This is a genomic window from Burkholderia sp. AU31624 (genome assembly GCF_020420065.1).
Classification (GTDB): domain Bacteria; phylum Pseudomonadota; class Gammaproteobacteria; order Burkholderiales; family Burkholderiaceae; genus Burkholderia.
In genome coordinates, this window is the sequence record NZ_JAIZRT010000012.1 from 133,749 (window position 1) to 158,969 (window position 25,221).

Consider the following 25,221-nt stretch of genomic DNA (forward strand, 5'->3'; position numbering starts at 1 on the left):
CCCGCCAGTTATCTGGTTTACGCAGGACCGTTTGGCCAAGGGCATCGAGCTCGAAAAGAGCACAACGCAAGACCTCAATAACGAGTTTCACATTACCTTTGCCAAGAAAAAGAAAAATGCAGATCGTTAAGACGTGGTGCGTCACCGTCCTGGTTTCAGTGCTGGCCGGTGGCAGCGCTGTCGCATTTTCCCAACCGTCGGCGCAAGACTGCCTGACGCAAGCCGAGGTCCGGCAGATGGATCGCGACTTCTGGGCGACATTCCCGTCGCCGGACGGTTTCGCCGCGTATGCAGCGCCGAAGTTTTCGCTCGGCACGAACATCACGGAGCTATCGCGGTCGCTTGCGGCCACGACGAGCGGTCCGGCACGGGCGCGCGCCGTTGCCACATTCCTTGCGCAGCATCCGGACGTGTTCGGATCGTTCAAGAACGCGCATGACGCGGCCTATCTGTACTATCCCGGACGCGACCACAGCCCCGATGCCGTGCGTACGTCGTCGACGTTCCCCGTCGGGCAGTGCGTTTCCGAATTCAATTACTCGATCGATACAAGCCGTGCCCAGTGCGTCGCCGGGCAGCGCATTCGCGCATACAGTCTGTCGTTCATCAAGGACAAGGGACGTGTGATGCTGCGAACAGGTGTGCTCGGGCTCGACGCCTGTAATTGATCCGTGCGCCGGCGAACGACATGGCGGCAGTGTCGTCCCACCGGGGACAGCGCATGGAGGCAGATAGCATCACATCTGCCTGAACAACCCCGCATAAGCACGACTGACCGGCAGCATCTCCCGCTGCCCATGCACGCGGATCCGCAACCGTCCCAACAGATCGCGCTCGACGCGATCGATCGCTGCGTACGCAACGATCACGCCGCGATGCACCTGCGCGAACCGCTCCGGATCGAGCCGCTGCATCAGTTCCTTCAGCGGCGTGCGAATCACGAGCCGTTCGCTGGCCGTCACGATTTCCGTGTATTTCTCCGACGCCTGGAAGTACAGCACGTCGTCGACCGAGACGAGCCGCGTCGCATCCTTCACGCCTACCGTCAGCCATCGGATCGGCGCCGCGTCCCGCGCTTGCGCCGCCTGCGCGAGCGCATCGCCCTGCGCAAGCGCAGGCCCGCCGCGCTGCAGCTTCGCGATACAGCGCAGCAGCCGCTCGTCCGTCACCGGCTTCAGCAGATAGTCGACCGCCGCACGATCGAACGCGTCGACCGCGTATTCGTCGTAGGCCGTGACGAACACGACATGCACGTCGGGCGCCAGCGCCGCGAGCTTCAGCCCGTCGATGCCGGGCATCCGAATATCCAGAAACGCGATGTCCGGTCGCGGCGACGCGTTCAGCGCGGCCAGCGTTTCGATGCCGTTGCGCGGCATCGCGACGATGTCCAGTTCGGGCCAGAGCTGATTCAGCCGCTGCGCGAGGGACGCGGACAGGTTCGGTTCGTCGTCGGCGATGAGGGCGGTCGGCATGTCAGTCGATCGGAATCAGCAGGGTAGCGGTGACGCCATGCGCGGCGGCGGCATTCGTTTCGACGGAGACGCGACCGCGCTCGCCGTGCAGCGTCCGGATGCGCGCCGCAACGTTGGCGAGCCCGACGCCGCCGTGCAGGCGCGAGTTGCCTTTGCCGAGGCCGACGCCCGTATCGATCACGTTCAGTTCCAGGCTGTCGCCACGCATCCTGCCGCGAATCACGATCACACCGCCGTCGATCGACGGCTCGATCCCGTGCAGCAGCGCATTCTCGACGAGCGGTTGCAGCAGCAGCGGCGAGAACGGCAGCGCATGCAGATCCGCCGGCACGTCGATCGCATAGGAAAGCCGCTCGCCGAGCCGGATCGACGCGATCTTCAGCAACGCGTCGACGAGCTCGAGCTCCTCGCCGAGCGTCGACGTCGCATCGCGCGTGCGTCGCAGGCTCGCACGCAGGTAGCGGTTCAGGCTGTCGAGCATCGTCGACGCGCGCGCCGGATCGCGCTCGATCAGGCTCTGCACGTTCGCGAGCGTATTGAACAGGAAGTGCGGCTCGATCTGCGCCTGCAGCAGCGCCAGGCGCGCGGCCGTCTCGGCCTGGCGCGCCTCGGCGGCTTCGCGGCGCTCGGTCTCGAGCGTCGCGCGCATGCGCATCGACTGCAGGAACAGCGACACGCACACAAACAGGATCGCCGAGATGAGAAACGACGGCCCGTAGTTGTCCCACGTGCCGATGCGGGCACGCCCGAACACGTGCGGCACGTTCCCGCTGATGATCGCTGCCGTGATCTCGAAACCGATGAGCACGCTGGCCGGTGCGATTACGATAGCCTTGAGCGCGAGCCCCGGCTTGCGCGGCAGGAGCCAGTCGGCGGCGTGACTGAGCAGCAGCGCGGAGAAACCGATCGCGTTGGCGACGACGAGGTCGGGCAACAGCGGTTCCTGGAAATGGAGTGCCCAGAAACCCAGGCCGACGACCGAGTTGAAGCACGCGAACGCGAGCAGTGCGGCCGGATCGCGCAACAATCGCGGCGCCGCGCTGGCGGGTGGCGGCGAAATCGGCGAAGGGTCGGACGTGGCTCGCATGATGTCGGGTGAGGAGGGCGCGCGATGCGCTGATGGTCTTGACCTTACTGCCGGGCGGGCCGACTGCGCACGCATTGCGACGAACGGTGCGCGGCCGCGACGAAGCGCGTCGGCTGCCGACGGTTGGCCGGTTTCCGTCACGAGTGTAGTGGAAGGGGCTGCGGAAGGACACCAGACGCGGCAGGTGTCGTGTCGAGCATGAAGCGCCGGCCTTTCGGTTCGGAAGTCACCGGCCGCCGGATTCGCGGGCATATCGGTCTTCCCGATCAGCCGAGCGATCATCGCCGCGACGCGCCACTCGTCCGCGAATTCCGGCCGCCCGTCGCAAGCCCCCGCCGCCTGCCGGGATCCGGCAGTACGGTGTTGCCGTGTCCACTCCGATCAGGCGACTCCGACCATGTCCGCGCTCCTTCACCTGAAGCCTTACGTCTACGTGATGTTCTGCGTGCTGCTCTATATCGGCATCAAGCGCTGTTTCCCGCGCGAGGTACCGGCTGCCCGACCGCTGATCTCGCCGGTCGTGTTCGGGATGCTCGGCATCGTCAGTCTGAACGAACGCTTTCCGCATGCGGGCATCGACGCGAACGCAGTCGCGCTGGCGGCCGTCCTGGGCGGCGCGGCGCTGGGCTGGCTGCACGCAAGCCGGTGGCGGCTCGCGTTCCGTCCGGCCTCGTCGGGCCTGCGCGTGCGCCTGCCCGGCGATGCGAGCCTGCTCGTCACGCTGATGCTGACGTTCGTCGCCGAAACGGGCATCCATTACGCAGTCGCCGTGCATGCGCCGTGGGCGGCGACGGGCGGCTTCGTGATGTTGTCGTTCGCGGTATGGGGCGTGCTCATCGGGATGACGCTCGGGCGCGCGGTGAACGTAGTCGTGCGCTGCATGCGCCATGCGAACGGATCGAAGCAGGGGAGTTTCCCGTATTCGGTCGATCCGCGATGAAGGGGGCGAAACGGCCCGCGAGTGGTCAGTGGACGGCCTGACAGGCGATGCGGCCCGTCTTCGTCGATCGTGGCGGCATCGAACCGAAAGCGGTGTGTGACGCGCCCCGTTTTCCTGTCACGGTCGCGTCATGGGGCGCCCATAACGTTGCACGTTCCCGTCGCGGCGGCACCGCCGAACCGGGAACGTGCGCAACCCGCTCGCGACGACGTGCTCGCGTCGCAGGTGGGGGCCGACCGGGATCTCGCTCCCGGCGCCGCAGTGGTCATGCATCGCGCCATTTCATTCGAAAATACGATCGACGACGGTTCGAACCGGACCGCGGACGATCAGGAGACAGGGACCATGCTGAGTCCGCATGAATTCTCGATGCTGTTGCGCGTTGCGCGTGCGCCGGACAGCGTCGATCCATCGAATCCGGCCTTCGCCGTGCTGGTCGAGAAGCGGCTGGTCGACGATACGCAGGTGCGTATGAATGCCGTGGCCGCGCGCCCGGCGCTGACACCGATCGGCCAGATGCTGCTGGCGCGCTTCGACGAAGCGGCTTGAGGGGAAGCGTCACGCCTTCGTCGAGACGAAGGGCGTGACGCATTGAAGCGCCGGGCCGCTTACTGCGCGACCGGCACGGTCACGTCGCTGCCGAACCAGTGCATCGAGATCTTCTTCAGCGTGCCGTCCTTGTGCAACGAATCGAGCGCGTCGTTGATCGCTTTCTCGAACTTCGGGTTGCCCTTGCGGAACGGGATCGCCATTTCCTGCTTGCCGCCGTTCAGCACCGCGCCCGCGCGCAGCGGCAGGTTCGACGTCTTGATCATGTACGGCAGCATCAGGCGGTCGTCGAGCGTCGCCTCGATCCGGCCCGCGGCGAGGTCGCGCAGTTTCTCCGGCGCGCCGGGATACGTCTGCACCTCGATGCCCGGCACGGTGCGCGCCATCTGGTCATAGTTGGTGCCGAGCGTCACGCCGAGCTTCTTGCCCTTGAAGTCGTCGAGCGACTTGAAGTTGCGCGAGTCGTCCTTGCGCTGGATCAACTGCGCGGCCGAGTACGTGTACGGCTGGCTGAAGTCGAGCGCTTCCTTGCGCTGCGGCGTGATCGTGACCTGATTGACGATCACGTCGAACTTGCCGGCCTGCAGGCCCGCGATGATGCCGCTCCATTCGGTCGGGACGAACTGCGTCTTCACGCCGAGCTTGCCGGCGACCGCGTTCGCGACGTCGACGTCGAAGCCTTCGAGTTGCCCCGACGTGCCGCGCGAGTTGAACGGCGGATACGTGCCTTCGAGGCCGACGCGCAGCACGCCGGCTTTCTTCACTGAATCGAGCAGGTCTTCCGCGTGCGCGGCAACGGCCGTGAAGCCGAGGGCCGACGCGAGCAGCAGGCCCGACAGCAGGAATTTCGAACGTTTCATCGCAGATCTCCAGTGGTCAGCGTGGTGTGGGTTGGCGCCGGCGCCGGGTGGGGGCGCGGCGGGCCGCAAGACGGGCACGTAGACACTACTCGCAACCGGGCCGCGCCGGAAGTCGAATTGGCCCTGATTGAAAGCGATTTCATCGATGTGCGGGACGGCGGGCATGGTTGCCGTCCACCCGCGTGGCACGCGGACTGATCTGATTCTGCTCGTTTAAATCAGGTCAGATTTGAGGGCGTGCGAGGTTTTGTCTGTAAAATCGCGCGAGCAAAATCGAATGCTCGCGCCATCCGAGGGCGTGTCAAAAGAAAAAAGGCCGTTCATGAACATGCAGAACACAATCGCCGCATTGCGCGGCGGATTGCTTCAGCAGGACCGGTTGCTGAAGCTCGATACGCCATTGGGGGCCAACGTCCTGACCGTTCAGCGGGCAGTCGGTCGCTCACGTATTGGGCGCGCATACGAGTTCACGCTCGACGTGCTGTCGATCGACAGCGATGTGGAACTTAAAAAGCTGATCGCCCAGCCCGTCACGTTGTGGATCCAGCAAGGCGATCTTGGTTACCGGCCGATCAATGGCTATGTGCATACCGCGCGCCGGCTCGGTGACGACGGTGGGCTCACGACCTATCAGCTCGCGTTCGCCGATTTCACCCACTTCCTGAAGTTTCGTCGCGATCAGCGGCTCTGGAACGACACGACCGTCGACCAGATCATCAGCGACGTGCTGAACCAGCACCCGCAGGCGCAGGGGCATTTCCGCTTCGCGCTGACCAAGCCCTTGCCGAACCGCTCGTACACGCGCCAGCACGATACCGACTGGCATTTCGTGCATCGGCTGATGGAGAACGAGGGGCTCTATTGCGCATGGCAGCAGGCCGACGACGGCAAGTCGCATACGCTCGTGATCACCGACAACCTGCAGGCGTTCGCCCCGCTGTCGCCGGAAACCGTGCGCTTTTATCGCGGCGACGCGGCCAGCGAACCCGACGCGTTCACGCAATGGTCGGGTACGCGCACGCTGCAGAGCGTGACGCGTACGACGCGCACGTTCGACTACAAGAATCCTTCGCAGCCGTCGAACCCGAAAGGCACGTCGTTGCCGACGATGGGCGGCCAGGGCGAGTTGCCGGATCAACTCGAAGTTTACGAGTACACGGGCGCCTACACCTATCTCGACCAGACGCGCGGCGACCATCTGACGAAGATCAAGATGGAGGAGTGGGAGTCGCGGGCGAAGCGTTTCCATGCCGCGGGCGGAGTGCGCGCGATCGATGCCGGCCGGCGCTTCACGCTGGCCGACCATCCCGAGCACGATCGTGATCCCGCCGATCAGCGCGAATTCGCCGCGATCGAGGTGGCGTGGTGGATCGAGAACAATCTGCCCGTCGCGAGCGACAGCGCGGACTTTCCGTACAGCCTGCGCGAAGCGTTGACGCAGGCACAGGACAACTACGGTACCGATCCCGCGTTTCGCGTGCAGCACGACGACGGATCGGCCGGCTTCTATCTCGTCGAAGTCGAAGCGCAGCGCGTGAGCGTGCCGTACCGCAGCCCGTTCGAGCATCGTAAACCGGAGATGCACCTCGAGACGGCGATCGTCGTCGGGCCGCAGGGCGAGGAGGTCTATACCGACGAGTTGAACCGGATCCGCGTGCAGTTCGTGTGGGACCGGTTGAATCCGGGCAACGAGAACGCGTCGTGCTGGGTACGCGTCGTGCAGTCGGATACGGGCGGCGGCTACGGCGGCGTGCATGTGCCGCGCATCGGCGAGGAAGTGCTGATCGACTACGTCGGCGGCGACTGCGACCGGCCGCTCGCGGTCGGGCGCGTGTACAACGGCGCGAACCAGCCGCAATGGCATACCGACGGGATCCTGTCCGGGTATCGGTCGAAGGAGTATTCGGGCGGCGGCTACAACCAGCTCGTGATGGACGACGCGACCGGGCAGAACCGCGTGCAGCTGATGAGCAGCAGCGCGAACAGCCTGCTGCATCTGGGCTACATCATCGACCAGAACGGCAATTCGCGCGGGTCGTACCTCGGCAGCGGGTTCGACCTGCGCTCGGATGCGTATGGCGCGGTGCGGGCGAGCCAGGGCCTGTACGTGACGACGCACCCGAAGGCGGCGAACAGCCAGCCGCTCGACGTGAAGGAAGCGCAGCAGCAGCTCGTGACGGGCGAGAGCCTCGTCGAGGCGATGTCGGGCGTGAGCGAGCAGCATCAGGCGGAAAGCCTGAAGGACGCGCAGGACACGATGCGCGCGTTCACGGATGCGACGCAGGACAGCGCATCGGGTAGCGCGTCGGGCGGGCGTACGGCCGGCGGCGGCACGGGTAACGCGAACGCGTTCAAGGAGCCGGTGATGCTGTTCGGCAGCCCGTCGGGGATCGGGATGTCGACGCAGCAGTCGGTACATGTGGTCGCGAACGATCACGTGAACGTGGCGAGCGGGCAGAGCGTGCATGTGGCCGCAGGAAAGTCGCTGATCGGGAGCATCGGGCAGAAGCTGAGCCTATTTGTGCAGAACGCGGGGATGAAGCTATTCGCAGGCAAGGGCAAGGTGGAGATCCAGGCGCAGTCGGACAACATCGAGGTGACCGCGCAGAAGGCGGTGAAGGTGGTGTCGGCGACGGACCGGATCGAGATCGCGGCCGATCAGGGGATCCTGCTGACGAGCGGCGGCGGGTATATCCGCATTCAAGGCGGGAACATCGAGATTCATACGCCGGGTGCGGTGGATGTGAAGGGGGCGTCGCATACGTTCGCGGGGCCGGCGAGCATGGGGTATCCGTTGCCGAGCCCGCGGCCGGATCAGCCGGGGCAGTTGGAGTTGTTGCATACGTACGGGAACGGCCAACCGGTGAAGGGCGGTTTGTTCTCGGTGTTTGATGCGAATGGCGGGCTGTTGAAGAAAGGAGCGCTCGACAACAACGGGCACATGATCGTGAGCGGCCTGCCACCGGGGGCGGTGCAGGTGAAGTTCGGGGAGGATCCCCGCTCGCAGGATCAGCAGTCGAGCCGTTTCGACGTGGCGTCATGGCCGGCCAATCCGGCGCCGGCGGCAGGCGCCGCGGAAACCGCGCAGGCGCAGCTCGGTTCGTTTTTGCCGGCAGCAGGCGGTGCCGCCGGCGCGCTGACGGGCCTAGCCGGTGCGGCGACGCAGGGTGGCGCGGCGCTGGCGAAGGCCGCCGTTGGTCAAGGCATGGGCATGGCGCAGCAGGCGGTAGGCGGCATGTTGCCGGCGGGTGCGTCGAATGCACTGGGTGCGGCGAAAACGGTCGCGGGATTGGCGAGCTCGGCGTCGCAGGGCGGAGCCGCGTTGGCGAAGGCGGTGGCAGGCCAGGGCCTCGGTATCGCACAGCAGGCTGCGGCCAATATGCTGCCGGCGGGAGCGCAGGCGGCGCTGTCGCAAGCGGGCCAGTTGAGTGCTGCCGCTCAGCAGGTCAGCGGTCTCGCGCAGACGGCGCGTAGCGCCGCAGCCGTGCTGAAAATGAGCTGAGCGTCGCCCCTTTCACCTATTCGAGAACAGAAAAATCATGACCGCTGCGGGCGTCCTTCAACCCAAACCTACCGATGTGTTCGTGTCTCCGATCATGAAGATCACGGAGGCCGACGTACAGGCCGGCATCGATTCATTCGACAAGTGGCTGATCAAGGTCAGCGGCGGCGTCGTCAACGTCGGCCGGCTGAAGACGGTCGCGGAGAACGTGCCGGTTCTGGCCAATATCTTTGCGGCAGTCGATGCGGTGCTCGATATCAAGGCGATGATCGAGCATGGCGACAAACCGATCGACATGTTCGACTGGGTCAACCTCGGTCTCGACCTGATCGGGGTCGTGCCGCTGCCGCCGGCTACGGCCGAGCTTCGGCTTGGCGCGCGCCCGGTGCTGAAGCTGATTCGACAGAAGGTCGTCGAGAGCGGCAAGGCAGCGGGGGAGGCTGCCATGCTGGCGCTGCGCGATTCGATCATCTCGGCGATGGTGGCGAACGTGCAGGAGCGTTACGCGGGCGAGATCGAGAAATTCCTGAAGGTGATACGTGACGGGCTGAAGGAACTGCTCGACCACTGCGCCAAATTCATCGGCGATCTGATGAAGGCGATCGCCGACGTGTTCGCACACGCGGCGGGGAAGAAGTACGAAGTCGGGCACAACGTGAAGTCGGCCGGGTCGCATCTGAAGGGTGTCGGGGCGGCTATCGTTGCGTATGACGGCAGGAAGGTTCTCGACAATATCGGGGGATTCCTCTCGGATATCCGCAAGGTCGAGGGGAAGATCGCTATCAACACGGTGACCTCGGCCGCCGATTTGATCGACCCGAATTCGACGAAGAAGCTGCAGCTCTTCGCTGACGATATCTACAAGCGGATTCCGACGGTTCAGAAGTGCATTCGCGAGCTCGATGGGAACGATGCGGGCAAGATCGGGTGGATCATCACGATCGGTGAAGACGGCATGCGGAGCTGGCACAAGCGCAATCCGAAGCCGCAGACGACGGGGATTCAGGAACACACGACGGCGAAGGTCAATGAGACGCGTGCGCAGCATCGAATTGACGAGGTTCAAAAAACCACTGAAGCGCATCATCCGGGGCCGAATTGCTGCCTGACACATACCCCGGTGAAGACGCCACCTGCCGCCACCCTGAATTCAATCGGATTCGCGCTCGGCGACGAGCAGATCAATCACGAAGATTTCACGATCGACGGGCCGTTGCCCATTGTCTGGGCGCGTACCTATCGATCGTTCTTCGACGCGAACGACGAGCATGGCGAACTGGGCGCACGCTGGATTACGCCGTATACGACTCGTTTCGATATTGCCTCAGAAAAGCTCGTCTATCACGACGCCGCCGGACGAAGTATCGAATACCCGCTGCTCCGCGTCGGAAGTGCGCATGATGATCTTTCCGAGGGGCAAACGTTGTTGCGGCTGGACGAGCAGTGGCTGACCGTGACGCGCGGGCATGTGTTGCTCGAAGCGTACGAGCGGCACGGTAACGTGTTCCGTCTCGCATTCGTCAAGGACCGCGCCGGCAATCAGGTGACGCTCGACTACGATGCGGAAGGGCGGTTGCATCGCCTGATTGCACCGCACGTTCAGGTTGCGTTCCGACATGACATGCGAGGGCGGATCGTTGGCGTCACTCATCATGACGCACAAGGCGAATACGTCGGCACGCTTGCGAACTATGAGTACGACGACGAGAACGACTTGATCGGGGCGACGGATCGCTACGGTAATCGCCGCGAATACCGTTATCGACATCACCTCGTGACGCGATATACCGATCGCACCGGTCGAGGTGTGAACCTCGAGTGGAACGGTGACGGGCCGAAGGCAAAATGCTTCCGCGAATACGCCGATGACGGCAGCGATGAGGTTCGCCTCGCGTGGCATCCGGACTTCCGGATGGTCAGCGTGACCGATGCGCTTGGCAATGTCACGCACCACTACTACGACAGCAAGGGTTATTCGTTCCGTGTGATTCATCCGGACGGTAGCGAAGAGTGGATGTACCGGGATGCGAACGACAAACTCGTTCAGTACATCCATCGCGACGGTACCGTTGAGCGCATGGAATACGATGCGCGCGGCAACTTCGTCCGCCATCAACGTACCGACGGCAGCGTGGTCGAGATGGCGTATGACCAGAAGGACCAACTCGTCCGCGTGACCGATCCGCTTGGGCACCCGTGGCTGCGTGAATATGACGATGCGGGGAACATGGTTGCGGAGGTCGATCCGCTCGGCCACAAGACCGAGTATGCGTACGACGAGCGAGGGCTGCTTACCCGGATCAAGGATGCCAAGGGGGGCGTAAAAGCGCTGAAGTATGACGACGTCGGCCAGTTGATCAGCTATACCGACTGCTCGGGCAAGACATCGCAGTGGGCGTATGACGCTCAGGGTCGCCTCTCGGAAGCGAAAGATGCCGAGGGTGGGGTAACGACATACCGTTATGGCGCGAATGGCCAGTTGATCGAAGTCGTGTCGCCGGCGGGGCGCGAGCAGTTGAGCTACGACGCGGAAGGGCGTCTGCTGACGCATATCGATCCGCTGAACCGCAACACGCGTTACGGATACGACGCGAGCGGGCGTATCAATATCCGCACCGATGCATTGGGGCAATCGCTGTCGTATCGCTATGACCGGCTCGGTCGGATCGTCGGACTGACCGACCAGAATCACGCGAATTACACGTTCCGCTATGACGCAACAGGCCGATTGATCGAGGAGATCGATTTCGACGGGAAGGCCACGCGCTATTCGTATGACGAGGCGAGCAGCCGTCTCGAGTCGGTCGACGAGGCGGGACAGGTCATGACGATGTCCTACGATCGCGGTGGGCGGCTTGATGGCCGGTCGGTCGGCGAAGAGGCAGAGCGTTTCGCCTACGATCCGCTGGGACGATTGATCGAGGCCGGCAATCGATATAGCCGCGTTCAACGGTTCTTCGACCCGGTCGGCAATCTGGTGCGTGAGCATCACGCTTACGACCTGTTCGGCGCGAGCCGGAGTTTCGTGTGGCATCACCAGTACGACGAAATCGGCAACCGCATCAGAACGGTCCGGCCGGACGGCCATGCTGTCGACTGGCTCACGTATGGCTCGGGACATGTTCACGGACTGATGTTGGACGGCAAGGAACTCGTTCAGATCGAGCGGGATGATCTGCATCGCGAGATATTACGTACCCTGCCGAGCAAGATCGATCAACACACTGGATACGATCGCGCAGGCAGGTTGGCGCAGCGCACGGTACAGCGTGCGAATGCACCCGCGCCGCTGGCAGAGCGCCGGTATCGCTACGATGCGGCCGGCCAGCTCGTGCAGATTGAAGACAATCGCAGAGGGTTGACGGACTATCGTTACGATCCGGTCGGACGGTTGCTGGAGTCGATTGGTCCGGCGGGCAAGGAGCGGTTCGCGTTCGATCCGGCGAGCAACATCATCGACCCGGTACGTGTTGAGCCGCCTCGCACGGAGAGCCGGCCGAGTCCGGTACGTGCTACGGAGAGCACGTTCCCCGCGGAAGTGCCCAAGGTGTTGGGCAACCTGTTGAAGCAATACGCGGGGGAGCATTTCGCGTACGACGCGCGCGGCAATCTCGTTCATCGCAGATCGCCAGCGGGTGAGCAGCGTTACGAGTGGAACGCGTTCAATCGGATGACTGCAGCGACGGTTGACGAGGTGGCTCGCCGGAGCGAGTCGCGGTACTACTACGATGCGCTGGGCCGTCGGATTGCGAAAGAGGTGAACGGCGAGCGCACGGTGTTCGGGTGGGATGGCGATACGCTGGCGTATGAGAGCGGGGAGCAGGGCAGCACGCATTACCTTTACGAAGCGGGTTCGTTCGTGCCGATGGTGCAATACGTAAGTGCATCGGTAGACGGGTTCGAGACGCCGTCACGCCGTGAGACCGATCGCTATGTACCGGAAGACGATCCGTTGCAACGGTTGCCGGAACGGGTGGGTGAGGCGCACGCGTTCTATTACCACTGCGACCAGATCGGCACGCCGCAATTGCTGACGGATGATGAAGGCGATGTGGTGTGGGAGGCGTCGTATAAGGCGTGGGGAGAAGCGCGGGAGGTGATCGCGCGGGCGTCGAAGGCGGCGGGGATTACGCCGAGGAATTCGCTGCGGTTTCAGGGGCAGCAGGTTGATGATGAGACGGGGCTGCACTATAACCGGTATCGGTATTATGACCCGCAGAGCGGTAGATTCGTATCGAAGGATCCAATTGGACTTGCGGGTGGGCTGAACGTCTATCAATACACGCCAAGTCCAGTGCAGTGGGTGGATCCTTTGGGCTTGAGTGGCACCCTTGCGGGCCGGCTTGCAGATAAAGCACAAAATCTGCCGGCATCGCAGCGACCGAATACCGTTGCTGTGATTGTTTCCAAGGATGGGCGTATCGTTATTGGGCGAAATCAAGGTGGCGTTACTAATCCAGAGGTCGGGGACGCATTGAAGGATATTCCGCCGAATGAGTTCGATGCTCAATGTGCTGAGGTGAATGCGATCGCAAGAGCAAGAAACAAGGGTGTTGACTTGGATGGTGCGACGATATCTGTAGCCAACGTGCGTGGTAAAAATAGTACGAGTGGAATTCATGGCACTGACAAGACGCCGTGTACGGTGTGTAATCCGTTGCTCAGGAAATTTAATATGAATTTAATTCAACGATGTGGACATCATGGATAGAGTGAAGCTGCTTGAAAAATTGGAGAGCTGTCCTTCTGAAGGGAAGCAGCTCTATGCGTCTTTGTGCTTGCGGCGGTACTGTGAAGCCAAGGGGATTTCTCATCCAGCTATCGACGCCTTGTTGAATCATCTGGATTCGATAGTTTCCAGTCGAAGCTTGGTGGAGTGGGATTCGCGAGGCGCATTGCTTGATCTAAATGGGCGGGGTGATCCAATGCCAGATGATCTTAAGGATGCGCTGTCTAGTAGTGATTTAATAAATGAATTTTCTAATTTGGTTGATAGTGTGGTGGAGGTTGGGATTGTTGATCTTTATGGGGAGAAGACGGGTCTTCCTTTGAGGTTCTTGGATAGGGCAATGTCTATACTGGATAGAAATGGTATTTCTCTGCCGGATTTGGCTGTCGGGGCCTGATAGGAGAGAATTCTATTTATAAATTTAAGGCGGTGATTTTGAGTGGGGGAAAGTGCTTGCCAACCACTCTTGAAGGTTGGCGACTGCAAACCGAGCAACTATGCGAGGCAATCTCGTCCACTGCAGATCGCCAGCGGGTGAGCAGCGTTACGAGTGGAACGCGTTCAATCGGATGACTGCAGCGACGGTTGACGAGGTGGCTCGCCGGAGCGAGTCGCGGTACTACTACGATGCGCTGGGCCGTCGGATTGCGAAAGAGGTGAACGGCGAGCGCACGGTGTTCGGGTGGGATGGCGATACGCTGGCGTATGAGAGCGGGGAGCAGGGCAGCACGCATTACCTTTACGAAGCGGGTTCGTTCGTGCCGATGGTGCAATACGTAAGTGCATCGGTAGACGGGTTCGAGACGCCGTCACGCCGTGAGACCGATCGCTATGTACCGGAAGACGATCCGTTGCAACGGTTGCCGGAACGGGTGGGTGAGGCGCACGCGTTCTATTACCACTGCGACCAGATCGGCACGCCGCAATTGCTGACGGATGATGAAGGCGATGTGGTGTGGGAGGCGTCGTATAAGGCGTGGGGAGAAGCGCGGGAGGTGATCGCGCGGGCGTCGAAGGCGGCGGGTATCGCGCCGTTCGTCGCTAATCCCGTATATCCATCAGGATCCTAACGAAATGGACTTCAGATTCTTCGCGAATATCGTGACCTACATGTTCGAGGAGGGCGTCCACATCGTCGGCCTCGCGGACCACGACCCACCGTCCAGTTACGTGATCCTGCAGCGCGGAACCGAAGACGACGAGCAGGACGAGGCGCTCGGTCTCGACACCTACTACATGGAAGTCGATGGCGTGGCCGGATACGGTGGCGTCGCGTCGGTTTCGCTGCAGGGTGAAATGCTCAACATCGAACTGTCTCGCGATGTCGCATGGCCGGGAGGGCTGGCGTTGGTGACGATCGAAGTGCGTGCAACCGATCGGCTCGAGCACTTGAAGCAGGGGCTGACGGCGATCTTCGCGGGTCAGAGGATCACGCTGCACCTCGATTGATTTGCGGCCGGGCATGAGGCAACAACGGTCGCAGGACCAACCTCACGCGTGCGGAATTGGCATAATCACGGCTCGCTGACACGAGCGCTGCAGCGCATGCATATCGTTGCGCCCGCCGCATTGCCACGCGGGCCCATTTACCTCTGTTATCACCGCAATACCCCATGTCGACCACCCCCGCGACCGTCGTGTCGCTGAAACACATTCTCGAACGCCCGGGCGATTTCTCCGGATGGCTCTATCTCCCTCCGATGCCATGGACGCTTGACACGGAGGGTGCATTCTCCGAAGACGCGAACGACGCTGAAGACGAAGCGTTGCCTGCCATCGCTTGCCACCCCGGTTGGCAAGTGACGCTGGACAGCGCGACGATCGAGGACATCGTGATCAACGCGCATGACCAAGTCGACGAACCGAGCGTCGCGCAATTATTCGACGCATTTGTGTACTACGTCGACAACGACGAGTTCATTCTGCTCTGACGAGGCATGTGCCGCGCGCCACAGTAAAAAAGGACCGCCAAGCGGTCCTTTTTTCATGAAGCATCAGCGCCGGAGCGACGCCCACCCCTCAAGGCAACGAAATCGTCAAATTAGCCGACTCCGGCCCGACCTTGATGACTTGGGAATAAGGCGCCAACGCCTGCAGCGTCTTGTCCTTCAGATACGTATTCAGCCCGAGATACCCAAGCAGCGCAACCAGCGCAAAAACCGCCCCAATCGCCCAAACCGGCACTTCACGCTTGAGTCGATGCGCGATCTGATCCGGCAGCGGCCAATGCGGCGCGAACGCGGCCCGCTTGCCCTTCATATGCGCGATCTCGTCCCCCAGCCGCGCGGTGAGATAAGCCAGCTTCTCCGGCCCCTCGAGCAGATACTTCCCCTGGAACCCGAGCAGCAGGCACATATGAAACACCTCGAGCGACTGCAGCCGCGCCGCACCCTGCGCGCGACAATCCTCGAGATACTGGAAGAACTTCTCGCCCGCCAGCTGCTCGCCGAACAGCACGAGCTGCAGCGGCCGGCGTTCCCACTCCGTGCGGATCTTGAACTGCGACGACAGCACCATCTCGTCGATCGCCGCGCAGAACGCGAACTTCGCGCCGTACACGTCTTCAGCGGCGATATTCAGCTTCTTCGCGCCGCGCTCGAAGTCCGACAGGAATTCCTGGATGCGCGTGCCGAACTCGCCCGCGCTCTCCGGCTCCCGCCCGTTCTTGAGCAGGAACAGCATGAAGAACCCGTCGTACAGCAGGTCGAGCAGCGAACGGGCCTGGAACGAGGCGTCGGTCGACGCCGGCGTATGCAGGGGTGCCGGCGCGTTGTCGCCGAACAGGGAAGGCGCGTAGCTCATGATGTGACCGCGATCAGTTCGAATTTCAGGTCATTGATGCCAGTCGGCGCGTAGATCATCGCGGACTGGGCCTGCAGCATGCGCTCGTACAGCGGGCTACGCGAATCGAGCGCGAAGTAGCATGCGCCGGGGCGCACCGGAATCGCGGGCGGCACCTGCGGCGTGTACGAGAGCCGCACGCCGGGCATCGCCGACAGCACGAGCTTGTCGACGTCGTCGGGCGCGCCGACCTTGAAGCGGGCCGGCACCGCATCGACGAGCTCGACGCTCGGCATGTCCGCGGAGACCGCCAGGTAGAACTCGGTCTTGTCGTCGATCTTGCCGGAGTCGAGGCGACCGAGGTGAAACGACGGGCGCACCTCGTCGAGCGTGATCGCGAAGTAGCGCGTCGAGATCACGGTGTCGAGCAGTTCGCGCAGCATCAGGTCGAGACGCGCGAAGCTCGGGCCCGGGTCGTCATGGCGGTACACCGGCAGGTCGGCGAGCGTATAGCCCTTCGAGAACGTCATCAGCTGGCCTGCGAGGCGCAGCAGTTCCTGGAACAGCCGCTCCGGGTGCAGCGCCGAGTGCTGGTGCAGGTGCGCGAGCGTCGCAAACGCGGCGTTCGCGGTGTGCAGCAGCCAGAACGACGCGATGTCGCCCGAGCGGAATTCGATGATGTTCTTCGACGGCTCGCGGTGGAAGCCGTACAGCGCGTTCACCTTCGCCTGCAGCGCGTCGACGAGCTGGCGCAGCCGCTGGTGGAGGATCGGCGACGCGTCGATCGCGAGGCACGGTGGCACGAAGCTGTCGTCGATCTCGAAACCGGACGTCGCGGTGCGGCGCACGCGCACGAGCGGCACCGACAGCAGCTGGTCGCGCGGTTCGCTGTGCGCGATCAGCTTGACCTGCGTCTTCAGGAACGTGATGTCGGCTTCGGCGGCGTCGGTGAAGTTGTCGCCGACGCTCGTCTGCTCGCTGACGAAGCGCGTCATGAAGCCGGCGGCCGGATCGTCGCTGTAGTTGGTGCCGTTCTCGCGCAGCGGGTGCAGCGCAAGATAGAACACGAATTCGTTGATGCCGTCAGGCAGCGTGTCCAGCGCGATCGGCGGCGGCAGGTCGTCGGCCTGCGGCGCGGCATACAGCGCGCCGTCCGGGAACACGAGCGCAAGCTCGGCCACCCGCAGCACGTTGCTGCCGAGCGCATCGCGGTCGATGCGCACCGAGCGCACGCCCCAGTTGTACGGCTGGATCGCCTGGATCGATTCGAACAGGCGCGCTTCGTGGTACGCGTCCTGTCGCTGAAAGTGTTGAGGCCGGAGGAACAGCCCTTCCCCCCACAGCACCTTGGCCGAATAACTCATGTCAAATCCGGTTAATGTCGCGTTGCGATGTAATCGATTTGTTCGTGCCCGAATTAAATCGCCAATTGTTAACTCTTGTTAATTGACATTCGTGCGTCATTGTTTAACCGCAGGAGACCGAAGAAAGCAAATTCAGCGGTTGTGAAGGCGCACCCTGTTGCGGTGCGATGACAGTGCCGTCGGTGACCGTCATCGCGCAATTATGCAGGCCGATGATTATGCCGGATTTCTCCGACTTCACCGGGTCGAACGTCAGTTTCCATCGTTGGAGTGCGGGATCGCGGAACAGCGCGACGACGCCGAATGCCTGCGCCTCGCGCGAAACCTTCTCGGTTGCCGTATAGCGCTGGCCCGGAATCAGCGTGATTTCACGCACGTTGAGCAGATCCGCGCCCAATGCGGCCTTTTCCTTGGTCGGATCCGTGAATGCGTCGAACGGCGCCTGCTGGAACGACGTCGGGTCCTTCAGCGTATAGAGCCGCACGACGAGCGCGAGCGGCTTGTGGTCGGTCGCGGCATTGAGGTTCGGCGCGGCGGCGAGCGTGATGCCGAGGTTGCGCGGCGGCTTCTGCGCGTCGGGCACCTCGGGCTTGCCGATGCCGGCCGCGGACATCACGGCGCTCGCGGCCGAGCCGAGCAGCGGGGCGGCCGCGCATCCGGCCAGAAGGGCGCAGGCAACCAGTGGCAGCGCGTAGCGAATCATCAACGATCTCATCGTATTTCCGGCGGGCTGCCTTTTATCCCTGTCAAATCTGCCGGGTATTTCCGCGTTCGCTGCGTATCCCCGGCATTGCACTGTTCAACTATTAAGCACGCCCGCGTCGAGGCAGGCGCCCGGAAAATTTTGCCGCCGTCCGGGCGGCGCGTCGCGAAACCAGTAAAACTTGCCCGTTCCGGCCGAAAGAAAAATCGCTGCGAGCCCGCTGCGAGAGGCCATTGGAGGGGGTAGCGCCCGGTTTTAAAAGGAATTACTCTTCACACGACGATTGAATTATGAAAAATTGATCGGTACTATACCCGCGCGCTTCTTGCAAAGCAAAAGAACCAGATTCTCAACGATTTAAAACTCACGCGCCGGTGGATATAACGATGAAAGACCGTCTCTTCGCAAAACTGTCTGGGGTAGTAGTGGCTTGCGGCGTGATCGCCGGTTGTGCGAGCCAGCCTCCCGCGCCGCCGACCGCCGACGTGTTCAACAAGTCGCTGGCGGATGCGGACGCAGTTGCGAAGGCAGGGGATCAGGACAAGGCCCTCGGCCTGTATCAGCAGCTCGCGAAGTCGGATCCGACGCGCGAGGAGCCGTGGTCGCGCATCGCGCAAATCCAGTTCGCCCAGAACCATTACGGTCAGGCAATCGTTGCCGCGCAGGAAGCGCTGCAGCGCGACGCGACCGACCGTCAGGCGAAGAGCGTGCTGGCCGTGGCCGGCCTGCGGATCGCGACGCAGTCGCTCGGCGAGCTGCGCCAGGATTCGTCGCTCGCGGGTGACGCGAAGTCGGATGCGCAGGCGCTCGCGAAGCAGCTGCGCGATACGCTGGGCGAATCGGCGCTGTTCCCGCCGGAAACGAAGGTCGTGAAGCCGCGCCAGCCGCGTCGTGTCGTCCATCGTCCGAAGGCCGGCGCTGCACCGGCGGCCGAAGCAGCGGCGACCAGCACGCCGACGCCGCCCGCCACGCCGCAGAAGGGCGGTGCGGACCCGTTCGGCGCACTGCGCAACTGACCGCAAAACTGACGCGATAACCACAACTAACCTGGGAGCCGTCGAGATGGCCAAGAAAGAAAGCATTCAGAAAAGCTTGCAGAAAATACGGCCGCCGCGCGTCCAATTGACCTACGAGGTCGAGAAGGGCGATGCGATCGAGGTGAAGGAACTGCCGTTCGTCGTCGGGGTCGTCGGCGATCTGGCGGGCCAGTCCGAAATCGAGCAGCCGAAGCTGCGCGACCGTAAATTCGTCAACATCGATCGCGACAATTTCGACGACGTGATGAAGGCGATCGAGCCGCGTGCCGCGTTCCAGGTGGAAAACCGCCTGAGCCCGGAAGGCGGCAAGTTCGCGGTCGACCTGAAGTTCCGTTCGCTGTCGGATTTCAGCCCGGACGAAGTCGTCGAACAGGTCGAGCCGCTGCGCCGCCTGCTCGAGGCGCGCTCGAAGCTCGCCGACCTGCGCAACAAGCTCGCCGGCAACGACAAGCTCGAGGATCTGCTGTCCGAGGTGCTGAAGAACACGCAGCAGCTGCAGGAGCTCGCGAAGGGCACGGGCAGCGACAAAGACGGCGAATGACGACGGAGTGTTGAGATGAACCAGCAAACGGCTGCGGCCCAAGCGAGCGGCGCGGACTACGCCGCCGGGACCTCGCTGCTCGACGACATCGTCGAGAAGAGCAAGGTCGCGAAATCCGATTCCGAGCATGCGCGTGCGAAGGACCTGATCGGCGAACTCGTGCACCAGGTGCTCGACGGCACGGTGATCGTGTCGGACAACCTGTCGGCCACGATCGACGCGCGCGTCGCGGAACTCGACCGCCTGATTTCCACGCAGCTTTCCGCGGTGATGCACGCGCCGGAATTCCAGCGCCTCGAAAGCACGTGGCGCGGGATGGACTACCTGGTCAAGGAAAGCAACACCGGCCAGACGATCAAGATCAAGGCGCTGCACGCACCGAAGCGCGACCTCGTGCGCGATTTCAAGGGCGCGAGCGAGTTCGACCAGAGCGCGCTGTTCAAGAAGGTCTACGAAGAGGAATTCGGCACGTTCGGCGGCTCGCCGTTCGGTGCGCTGATCGGCGATTACGAGATCTCGCGCCAGCCGGAAGACATGTACTTCATCGAGCAGATGTCGCACGTCGCGGCGGCCGCGCATGCGCCGTTCATCGCGTCGGCATCGCCCGAGCTGCTCGGCCTCGAGTCGTTCTCCGACCTCGGCAAGCCGCGCGACCTGGGCAAGGTGTTCGATACGGTCGAATATGCGAAGTGGAAGTCGTTCCGCGATGCCGAAGATTCGCGCTACGTCGGCCTGACGCTGCCGCGCTTCCTCGGCCGCCTGCCGTTCAATCCGAAGGACGGCCAGACCGCGGAGAACTTCAACTTCGTCGAGGACGTCGACGGCACCGACCACGACAAGTACCTGTGGTGCAACGCCGCGTGGGCGTTCGCTGCGCGCCTGACGGCCGCATTCGACGACTTCGGCTGGTGCGCGGCGATCCGCGGCGTCGAAGGCGGCGGCCTCGTCGAGGACCTGCCGACCCACACGTTCAAGACCGACGACGGTGAAGTCGCGCTGAAGTGCCCGACCGAAATCGCGATCACCGATCGCCGCGAGAAGGAGCTGAGCGACCTCGGCTTCATCCCGCTCGTCCATTGCAAGAACTCAGATTACGCCGCGTTCTTCGCTGCGCAGTCGGTGCAGAAACCCAAGAAATACAGCACCGACAGCGCGAATGCGAACGCCGTCCTGTCCGCCCAGCTTCAGTACATCTTCTCGGTATCGCGCGTCGCGCACTACCTGAAGGCGATGATGCGGGACAAGATCGGCAGCTTCGCATCGGCGCAGAACGTGGAGACTTTCCTCAACCGGTGGATTTCGCAATACGTCCTGCTCGACGACAACGCCTCGCAGGAACAGAAAGCGCAATTTCCGCTGCGCGAGGCATCCATACAAGTGTCGGAGATTCCGGGCAAGCCGGGCTCGTATCGTTCGGTCGCGTTCCTGCGCCCGCACTTTCAGCTCGACGAACTCTCGATTTCTCTGCGACTTGTCGCTGATCTGCCCAAACCGGCAAATTCATAAGCGAGTAAATCGCCCGGGCGGGCCGCCTGGGTAGGACGTTAAAACCACCTCTTTGGGGAGTCGAAGGGCCATGTTACATATGCACTTGCAGTTTGGTAGTCCCGCGGTGAAGGGCGAATCCGCGGACAAGGACCACCAGGGCTGGATCGAACTGAAATCGTGGGATCACTCGATCGTTCAGCCGCGTTCGGCAACCGCATCGACCGCTGGCGGTCACACGATGACGCGTTGCGAACACGGCGACATGATCTTCACGAAGGAAATCGATTCGTCGAGCCCGCTGCTGTACCAACACGCTTCGGGCGGCACCACGTTCGACGAGGTGACGGTCCATTTCTCGCGCGCTGACGGTGAAGGCAAGCGCGTGCAGTATCTGGAAGTCAAGCTCAAGTACGTGATCATCTCGAGCATCGCCCCGAGCGTTCGCGAAGAAGGTCTGCCGCTCGAGACGTTCTCGCTGAAGTACGCAGCTGTGCAGTGGAAGCAAACCCAGCAGAAGATCGGCGGCAACCAGGGCGGCAACACGCAAGGCGCCTGGAGTCTGACGAAGAACGACAAGACCTACGCGGTCTAAGGTCGGTTGCGGCAACGGGGCGCTCGGCGTCCCCGTTGCCGTTTTCGCTGTACATACCGGCCGATGAAACGATTCGAACCCAGTTTTCTCGACAAGCTGTTCGACGACGAACCGCACCTGCCGGCCTCGGCAGCGATGCGGCAATTGTCGCTGGACGAGCTCAAGAACACGGTCGCCCGCGACGTCGAGGCGATCCTCAACACCCGTATCGCCCACACCGAGAACGAGCTGGCCACGCTGCCGGAGTGCCAGAAGTCGGTGCTGACCTACGGGCTGAACGATTTCGCGGGGCTGAGCCTCGCGAGTCACTACGATCGCGCGTTCATCTGCAAGTCGATCCAGCAGGCCATCGCGCGCCACGAGCCGCGCCTGCAGCAGGTGCAGGTGACGTTCGAGCTGAACGAGCAGGCCACCAACGCGCTTTACTTCGCGATCCAGGCGCTACTCGTCGTGCACCCGGCCGAGGAGCCGGTGAGTTTCGACGCGATGCTGCAGCCCTCGACGCTGCAGTATTCGGTCACGCGCGCACGCGCCGCAAGAATGCAGTAAATCAAGCCGCCGAGCGGGCCGGACCGCCCGGTGGTGGATCAGGGTCCGGCAGGAAATATTGAGGTTCGGGGTCGTCGATGGAAGAATTGCTGCCGTATTACGAGCGCGAATTATCGTTTTTGCGGCGCTATTCGCGAGATTTCGCCGAACGCTATCCGAAGATCGCGGCGCGGCTCGCGCTGTCCGGCGAGCATTGCGAGGATCCGCACGTCGAGCGGATGATCGAGTCGTTCGCGCTGCTCGGCGCGCGCATCAACAAGAAGCTCGACGACGATTACCCGGAATTCACCGAAGCGCTGCTGGAAGTGCTGTATCCGCACTACCTGCGGCCGTTCCCGTCGTGCTCGATCGCGCAGTTCACGCCGGCGTCCCCCGGCCAGCAGACCGAACCGGTCGTGATCGATCGCGGCACCGAGCTGAAGAGCCGCCCGATCCGCGGCGTGCAGTGCCGGTTCCGCACCGCCTATGACGTGACGCTCGCGCCGATCCGCATCTCGGAAGCCCGCTATACGCCGGTCGCGCTCGCGCCGAGTGCGACGGTGCTGCCGTCGAACGCGACGGGCGTGATCTCGATCACGTTCGAATCGCTCGCCGCGCAGCTCGATCTCGGCGCGCTGAAGCTGCCGACGCTGCGCGCGCACCTGCACGGCGAGCAGTCGTTCGTCGCCGCGCTGACCGACTGCCTGTTCGTCAACGTGCTCGGCGCGTATGTCGAGCCTGAGCGCAACGGCCGCTGGACCGCGCTGCGCAAGCTGCCGATCGCGCATGCCGGCTTCGACGAGGACGACGCGCTGATCGACTATCCGGCGAAATCGCATCCCGCGTATCGCCTGCTCACCGAATACTTCGCGTTCCCCGACAAGTTCGATTTCGTCGACTTCGACATCGCGGCGATCGCGCGCGCGAGCGGCCGCTGCCAGCGCGCGACGCTGCATCTCGTGCTGCAGGACGTGCGCAGCGATTCGCACGTCGCGCGGCTGCTCGAACTGCTGACGGCGAGCCACTTCCGGCTGTTCTGCACGCCGATCGTCAACCTGTTCCGCCAGCACGGCGAACCGATCCGCATCACGCACCGCGCGGTGTCCTACCCGGTGATCGCCGAGGCGCGGCGCGCGTTCGCGTACGAGGTGTATTCGATCGATTCGGTGAAGCTCGTGAGGCAGCAGGCGCACGAGGAGTCGGTGATCGAGTTCCGGCCGTTCTATTCGCTGCACCACGGTGAATCGGCGCGGATCGGCCATTACTGGTTCGCGCGCCGCAACGACTGGGTCGCGCAGAAGAGCCCCGGCTACGAAACCGAGATCTCGATCGTCGACATCGATTTCGAGCCGACGTCGCCGCAGACCGACACGCTGAGCCTCGACCTCACCTGCACGAACCGCGACCTGCCGGCGATGCTCGCGTTCGGGCTCGAAGGCGGCGACCTGTTCCAGGAAGGCGGTGCGCAGACGAGCGGCATTTCGCTGCTGCGCCGCCCGACGCAGAGCGTGCGCTTCGAGCGCGGCCGCGCCGCGCACTGGCGGCTCGTGTCGCATCTCGCGCTCAATCACGTGTCGCTGGTCGCGCACGGCCTCGCGCCGCTGAAGGAAATGCTGACGCTGTACGACCTGCGGCGCACCGCCGTGTCGATGCGCCAGATCGACGGCCTGGCCGGCATCGAGCAGCGCGGCGCCGTGCAGTGGCTGCCCGGCAAGCCGTTCGCGACCTTCGTGCGCGGCATCGAGATCCGCCTGACGATCGACGAGGAACACTTCGTCGGCGCGAGCCTGGCCTCGTTCGTGCGCGTGCTCGACAGCTTCTTCGGGCTGTACGTGCACCTCAACAGTTTCGTTCAACTAGTCGTCGTGTCGAAGCGCACCGGCGAGGAGATCATCCGATGCAAGCCCCGGACCGGCGAATCGATCCTGGCGTAGTCGACGCGCTGCTCGACGAGCCGCACCGCTTCGAGTTCTTCCAGGCGGTGCGCGTGCTCGAAGGGCTGTTCGCGCGGCAGGCGTCGGACGCGCCCGGCGCGTGGCGGCAGGGCGACGTGGTCGCGCAGCGCATCGAATTCCGCAATACGCTGTCGCTCGGCTTTCCGCCGAGCGAGATCGAAGGCGCGCGTTCGTTCGACGACGATGGCACCCACCTCGACACGGGCGAGGCACGCGGCGCCGCGCTCGCGGCCGGCGAGCTCGGCCACGTCGAGCTGACGCCCGCGTTCTTCGGGCTGCTCGGCGGGCAGGGCGCGCTGCCGCTGCATTACACCGAGCAGATCGTCGCGCGCGAGCACCTGAAGCGCGACCATGCGGCGCGTGCCTTCTTCGACGTGTTCTCGAACCGCGCGACCGCGCTGTTCTATGCCGCGTGGAAGAAATACCGGCTGCCGTTCCACTACGAGCTCGACCGTGACGAGCGCTATCTGCCGCTGTTGCTCGCGATCGCGGGCGTGCCGAGCGACGAGGTGCGCGACAGTCTCGCGGCCGGCGTGGGCGGCGTGCTCGACGAGGCCGTGGCCGGCTATGCGCTTGCCGCGCGGCACCGGCCGATGTCGGCCGCCTACCTGCAGCGCACGCTGTCCGACTATTTCCGCGTGCCGGTGAAGATCGACCAGTTCGTCGGCAAGTGGTACGACGTGCCGCCCGACCAGCTGAGCGTGCTCGGCGAAGTCAACGCGGTGCTCGGCGCGACGGCGCTCGTCGGCGAACGCGTGTGGCAGCGCGACATGCGCGCGCGGATCGTCGTCGGCCCGCTGTCCAAGCGCGACTACGAGGCGTTCCTGCCCGGCGGCGCGCACGCCATCGCACTGGAGCGGATGCTGACGCTGCTCGCCGGCGTCACGCTCGAATACGAAGTGAAGCTCGTGCTCAAGCGCACCGAAGTCGGCGCGAGCGTGCTCGGCGCGGGCTCGCGGCTCGGCTGGGACGCGTTCCTCTGCACGCGCGACGCGATCGACGACCGCTCCGACGCCCGCTACGAACTGCACGTGATTCATTGATTCACTCATTCCAAACGACAACAAACACGCAATCGAACCTGAGATCGACG

21 protein-coding genes and 1 pseudogene are annotated in these 25,221 nt (G+C 63.3%); 16 read left to right on the forward strand and 6 right to left on the reverse strand.

Annotated elements, in window-relative coordinates; all coding sequences use genetic code 11:
• Positions 1 to 158 precede the first annotated feature (158 nt).
• Complete coding sequence (locus LGM89_RS33895) at positions 159 to 668, forward strand: hypothetical protein (RefSeq protein WP_226275350.1); 510 nt, start codon at positions 159 to 161, stop codon at positions 666 to 668.
• A gap of 69 nt (positions 669 to 737) precedes the next feature.
• Here LGM89_RS33895 and LGM89_RS33900 read toward each other — a convergent pair whose 3' ends face one another.
• The gene (locus tag LGM89_RS33900) at positions 738 to 1,472 is read right to left on the reverse strand and encodes a LytR/AlgR family response regulator transcription factor (RefSeq protein WP_089493982.1); all 735 of its coding nucleotides are present in this window, start codon (positions 1,470 to 1,472) and stop codon (positions 738 to 740) included.
• A 1-nt stretch (position 1,473) separates the two neighbouring features.
• Positions 1,474 to 2,496 carry a sensor histidine kinase gene (locus tag LGM89_RS33905; RefSeq protein WP_413227492.1) on the reverse strand — a complete coding sequence of 341 codons (1,023 nt, stop codon included), beginning with the start codon at positions 2,494 to 2,496 and terminating at the stop codon, positions 1,474 to 1,476.
• Between the two features lie 460 nt (positions 2,497 to 2,956).
• Here LGM89_RS33905 and LGM89_RS33910 point away from each other — a divergent pair, with 460 nt between their 5' ends.
• A complete protein-coding gene (locus tag LGM89_RS33910) occupies positions 2,957 to 3,499 on the forward strand; it encodes a hypothetical protein (RefSeq protein ID WP_226207850.1) in 543 nt (180 codons plus the stop codon).
• A 345-nt stretch (positions 3,500 to 3,844) separates the two neighbouring features.
• Positions 3,845 to 4,048, forward strand: a complete 204-nt coding sequence (locus LGM89_RS33915) for a hypothetical protein (protein WP_011350748.1) — start codon at positions 3,845 to 3,847, stop codon at positions 4,046 to 4,048.
• A 59-nt stretch (positions 4,049 to 4,107) separates the two neighbouring features.
• Here the strand turns inward: LGM89_RS33915 and LGM89_RS33920 are convergent, their stop codons facing one another.
• Positions 4,108 to 4,908, reverse strand: a complete 801-nt coding sequence (locus LGM89_RS33920; RefSeq protein WP_089439092.1) for a transporter substrate-binding domain-containing protein — start codon at positions 4,906 to 4,908, stop codon at positions 4,108 to 4,110.
• Positions 4,909 to 5,230: 322 nt separating this feature from the next.
• On the opposite strand from LGM89_RS33920, the gene tssI reads away from it, so the two are divergent.
• The 6 genes and pseudogenes from tssI to LGM89_RS33950 all read left to right on the forward strand — a co-directional run bounded on the left by tssI (position 5,231) and on the right by LGM89_RS33950 (position 15,070).
• Complete coding sequence (gene tssI / locus LGM89_RS33925; protein WP_226275351.1) at positions 5,231 to 8,410, forward strand: type VI secretion system Vgr family protein; 3,180 nt, start codon at positions 5,231 to 5,233, stop codon at positions 8,408 to 8,410.
• A gap of 37 nt (positions 8,411 to 8,447) precedes the next feature.
• Positions 8,448 to 13,121: an RHS repeat-associated core domain-containing protein gene (locus LGM89_RS33930; protein WP_226275352.1), complete on the forward strand. Its 4,674-nt coding sequence runs from the start codon at positions 8,448 to 8,450 to the stop codon at positions 13,119 to 13,121.
• On the forward strand, positions 13,114 to 13,536 hold the full coding sequence (locus LGM89_RS33935; RefSeq protein WP_089460360.1) for a hypothetical protein: 423 nt from the start codon (positions 13,114 to 13,116) through the stop codon (positions 13,534 to 13,536). The genes LGM89_RS33930 and LGM89_RS33935 overlap by 8 nt, the downstream gene beginning before the upstream one ends.
• A gap of 103 nt (positions 13,537 to 13,639) precedes the next feature.
• Positions 13,640 to 14,167 (forward strand): annotated as a pseudogene (locus tag LGM89_RS33940) (RHS domain-containing protein); the annotation flags it as partial.
• 46 nt (positions 14,168 to 14,213) lie between these two features.
• A complete protein-coding gene (locus tag LGM89_RS33945; protein WP_089493987.1) occupies positions 14,214 to 14,588 on the forward strand; it encodes an Imm10 family immunity protein in 375 nt (124 codons plus the stop codon).
• A 164-nt stretch (positions 14,589 to 14,752) separates the two neighbouring features.
• Positions 14,753 to 15,070, forward strand: coding sequence for a hypothetical protein (locus LGM89_RS33950; RefSeq protein WP_089493988.1), 318 nt, complete (start codon positions 14,753 to 14,755; stop codon positions 15,068 to 15,070).
• Positions 15,071 to 15,158: 88 nt separating this feature from the next.
• On the opposite strand, the gene icmH is transcribed toward LGM89_RS33950, so the two are convergent.
• The 3 genes from icmH to tssJ form a co-directional block, all read right to left on the reverse strand.
• The gene (icmH, locus tag LGM89_RS33955) at positions 15,159 to 15,941 is read right to left on the reverse strand and encodes a type IVB secretion system protein IcmH/DotU (RefSeq protein WP_089455485.1); all 783 of its coding nucleotides are present in this window, start codon (positions 15,939 to 15,941) and stop codon (positions 15,159 to 15,161) included.
• Positions 15,938 to 17,284: a type VI secretion system baseplate subunit TssK gene (tssK, locus tag LGM89_RS33960; protein ID WP_039352024.1), complete on the reverse strand. Its 1,347-nt coding sequence runs from the start codon at positions 17,282 to 17,284 to the stop codon at positions 15,938 to 15,940. Before tssK ends, icmH begins: the two co-directional genes overlap by 4 nt.
• A gap of 103 nt (positions 17,285 to 17,387) precedes the next feature.
• The gene (tssJ, locus tag LGM89_RS33965; RefSeq protein ID WP_089439097.1) at positions 17,388 to 17,999 is read right to left on the reverse strand and encodes a type VI secretion system lipoprotein TssJ; all 612 of its coding nucleotides are present in this window, start codon (positions 17,997 to 17,999) and stop codon (positions 17,388 to 17,390) included.
• Between the two features lie 374 nt (positions 18,000 to 18,373).
• On the opposite strand from tssJ, the gene LGM89_RS33970 reads away from it, so the two are divergent.
• The 7 genes from LGM89_RS33970 to tssG all read left to right on the forward strand — a co-directional run bounded on the left by LGM89_RS33970 (position 18,374) and on the right by tssG (position 25,171).
• A complete protein-coding gene (locus LGM89_RS33970; protein ID WP_089439098.1) occupies positions 18,374 to 19,003 on the forward strand; it encodes a tetratricopeptide repeat protein in 630 nt (209 codons plus the stop codon).
• A gap of 46 nt (positions 19,004 to 19,049) precedes the next feature.
• Positions 19,050 to 19,565 (forward strand): type VI secretion system contractile sheath small subunit, encoded by a 516-nt coding sequence (gene tssB, locus LGM89_RS33975; protein WP_027783377.1) that lies wholly within the window; start codon positions 19,050 to 19,052, stop codon positions 19,563 to 19,565.
• A 15-nt stretch (positions 19,566 to 19,580) separates the two neighbouring features.
• On the forward strand, positions 19,581 to 21,071 hold the full coding sequence (gene tssC, locus LGM89_RS33980) for a type VI secretion system contractile sheath large subunit (protein WP_011350759.1): 1,491 nt from the start codon (positions 19,581 to 19,583) through the stop codon (positions 21,069 to 21,071).
• 70 nt (positions 21,072 to 21,141) lie between these two features.
• Complete coding sequence (locus tag LGM89_RS33985; protein ID WP_006477093.1) at positions 21,142 to 21,645, forward strand: Hcp family type VI secretion system effector; 504 nt, start codon at positions 21,142 to 21,144, stop codon at positions 21,643 to 21,645.
• 63 nt (positions 21,646 to 21,708) lie between these two features.
• Entirely contained in the window at positions 21,709 to 22,194 is a 486-nt protein-coding gene (tssE, locus tag LGM89_RS33990; protein WP_021161818.1) for a type VI secretion system baseplate subunit TssE, read from the forward strand.
• A 77-nt stretch (positions 22,195 to 22,271) separates the two neighbouring features.
• Positions 22,272 to 24,107, forward strand: a complete 1,836-nt coding sequence (gene tssF, locus LGM89_RS33995) for a type VI secretion system baseplate subunit TssF (protein ID WP_089424357.1) — start codon at positions 22,272 to 22,274, stop codon at positions 24,105 to 24,107.
• Positions 24,071 to 25,171: a type VI secretion system baseplate subunit TssG gene (gene tssG / locus LGM89_RS34000; RefSeq protein WP_226207843.1), complete on the forward strand. Its 1,101-nt coding sequence runs from the start codon at positions 24,071 to 24,073 to the stop codon at positions 25,169 to 25,171. The genes tssF and tssG overlap by 37 nt, the downstream gene beginning before the upstream one ends.
• The last annotated feature ends 50 nt before the right edge of the window (positions 25,172 to 25,221 follow it).

Excerpts from the sequence above, each read along its gene's own strand:
- LGM89_RS33920 (WP_089439092.1), bottom strand. The coding sequence starts at position 4,908 with ATGAAACGTTCGAAATTCCTGCTGTCGGGCCTGCTGCTCGCGTCGGCC.
- LGM89_RS33935 (WP_089460360.1), top strand. The coding sequence starts at position 13,114 with ATGGATAGAGTGAAGCTGCTTGAAAAATTGGAGAGCTGTCCTTCTGAA.
- LGM89_RS33950 (WP_089493988.1), top strand. The coding sequence starts at position 14,753 with ATGTCGACCACCCCCGCGACCGTCGTGTCGCTGAAACACATTCTCGAA.
- LGM89_RS33970 (WP_089439098.1), top strand. The coding sequence starts at position 18,374 with ATGAAAGACCGTCTCTTCGCAAAACTGTCTGGGGTAGTAGTGGCTTGC.
- LGM89_RS33910 (WP_226207850.1), top strand. The coding sequence starts at position 2,957 with ATGTCCGCGCTCCTTCACCTGAAGCCTTACGTCTACGTGATGTTCTGC.
- LGM89_RS33915 (WP_011350748.1), top strand. The coding sequence starts at position 3,845 with ATGCTGAGTCCGCATGAATTCTCGATGCTGTTGCGCGTTGCGCGTGCG.
- tssK (WP_039352024.1), bottom strand. The coding sequence starts at position 17,284 with ATGAGTTATTCGGCCAAGGTGCTGTGGGGGGAAGGGCTGTTCCTCCGG.
- LGM89_RS33900 (WP_089493982.1), bottom strand. The coding sequence starts at position 1,472 with ATGCCGACCGCCCTCATCGCCGACGACGAACCGAACCTGTCCGCGTCC.
- LGM89_RS33985 (WP_006477093.1), top strand. The coding sequence starts at position 21,142 with ATGTTACATATGCACTTGCAGTTTGGTAGTCCCGCGGTGAAGGGCGAA.
- tssE (WP_021161818.1), top strand. The coding sequence starts at position 21,709 with ATGAAACGATTCGAACCCAGTTTTCTCGACAAGCTGTTCGACGACGAA.
- tssC (WP_011350759.1), top strand. The coding sequence starts at position 19,581 with ATGAACCAGCAAACGGCTGCGGCCCAAGCGAGCGGCGCGGACTACGCC.
- icmH (WP_089455485.1), bottom strand. The coding sequence starts at position 15,941 with ATGAGCTACGCGCCTTCCCTGTTCGGCGACAACGCGCCGGCACCCCTG.
- LGM89_RS33945 (WP_089493987.1), top strand. The coding sequence starts at position 14,214 with ATGGACTTCAGATTCTTCGCGAATATCGTGACCTACATGTTCGAGGAG.
- tssG (WP_226207843.1), top strand. The coding sequence starts at position 24,071 with ATGCAAGCCCCGGACCGGCGAATCGATCCTGGCGTAGTCGACGCGCTG.
- LGM89_RS33930 (WP_226275352.1), top strand. The coding sequence starts at position 8,448 with ATGACCGCTGCGGGCGTCCTTCAACCCAAACCTACCGATGTGTTCGTG.
- tssF (WP_089424357.1), top strand. The coding sequence starts at position 22,272 with ATGGAAGAATTGCTGCCGTATTACGAGCGCGAATTATCGTTTTTGCGG.
- tssB (WP_027783377.1), top strand. The coding sequence starts at position 19,050 with ATGGCCAAGAAAGAAAGCATTCAGAAAAGCTTGCAGAAAATACGGCCG.
- tssJ (WP_089439097.1), bottom strand. The coding sequence starts at position 17,999 with ATGAGATCGTTGATGATTCGCTACGCGCTGCCACTGGTTGCCTGCGCC.
- tssI (WP_226275351.1), top strand. The coding sequence starts at position 5,231 with ATGAACATGCAGAACACAATCGCCGCATTGCGCGGCGGATTGCTTCAG.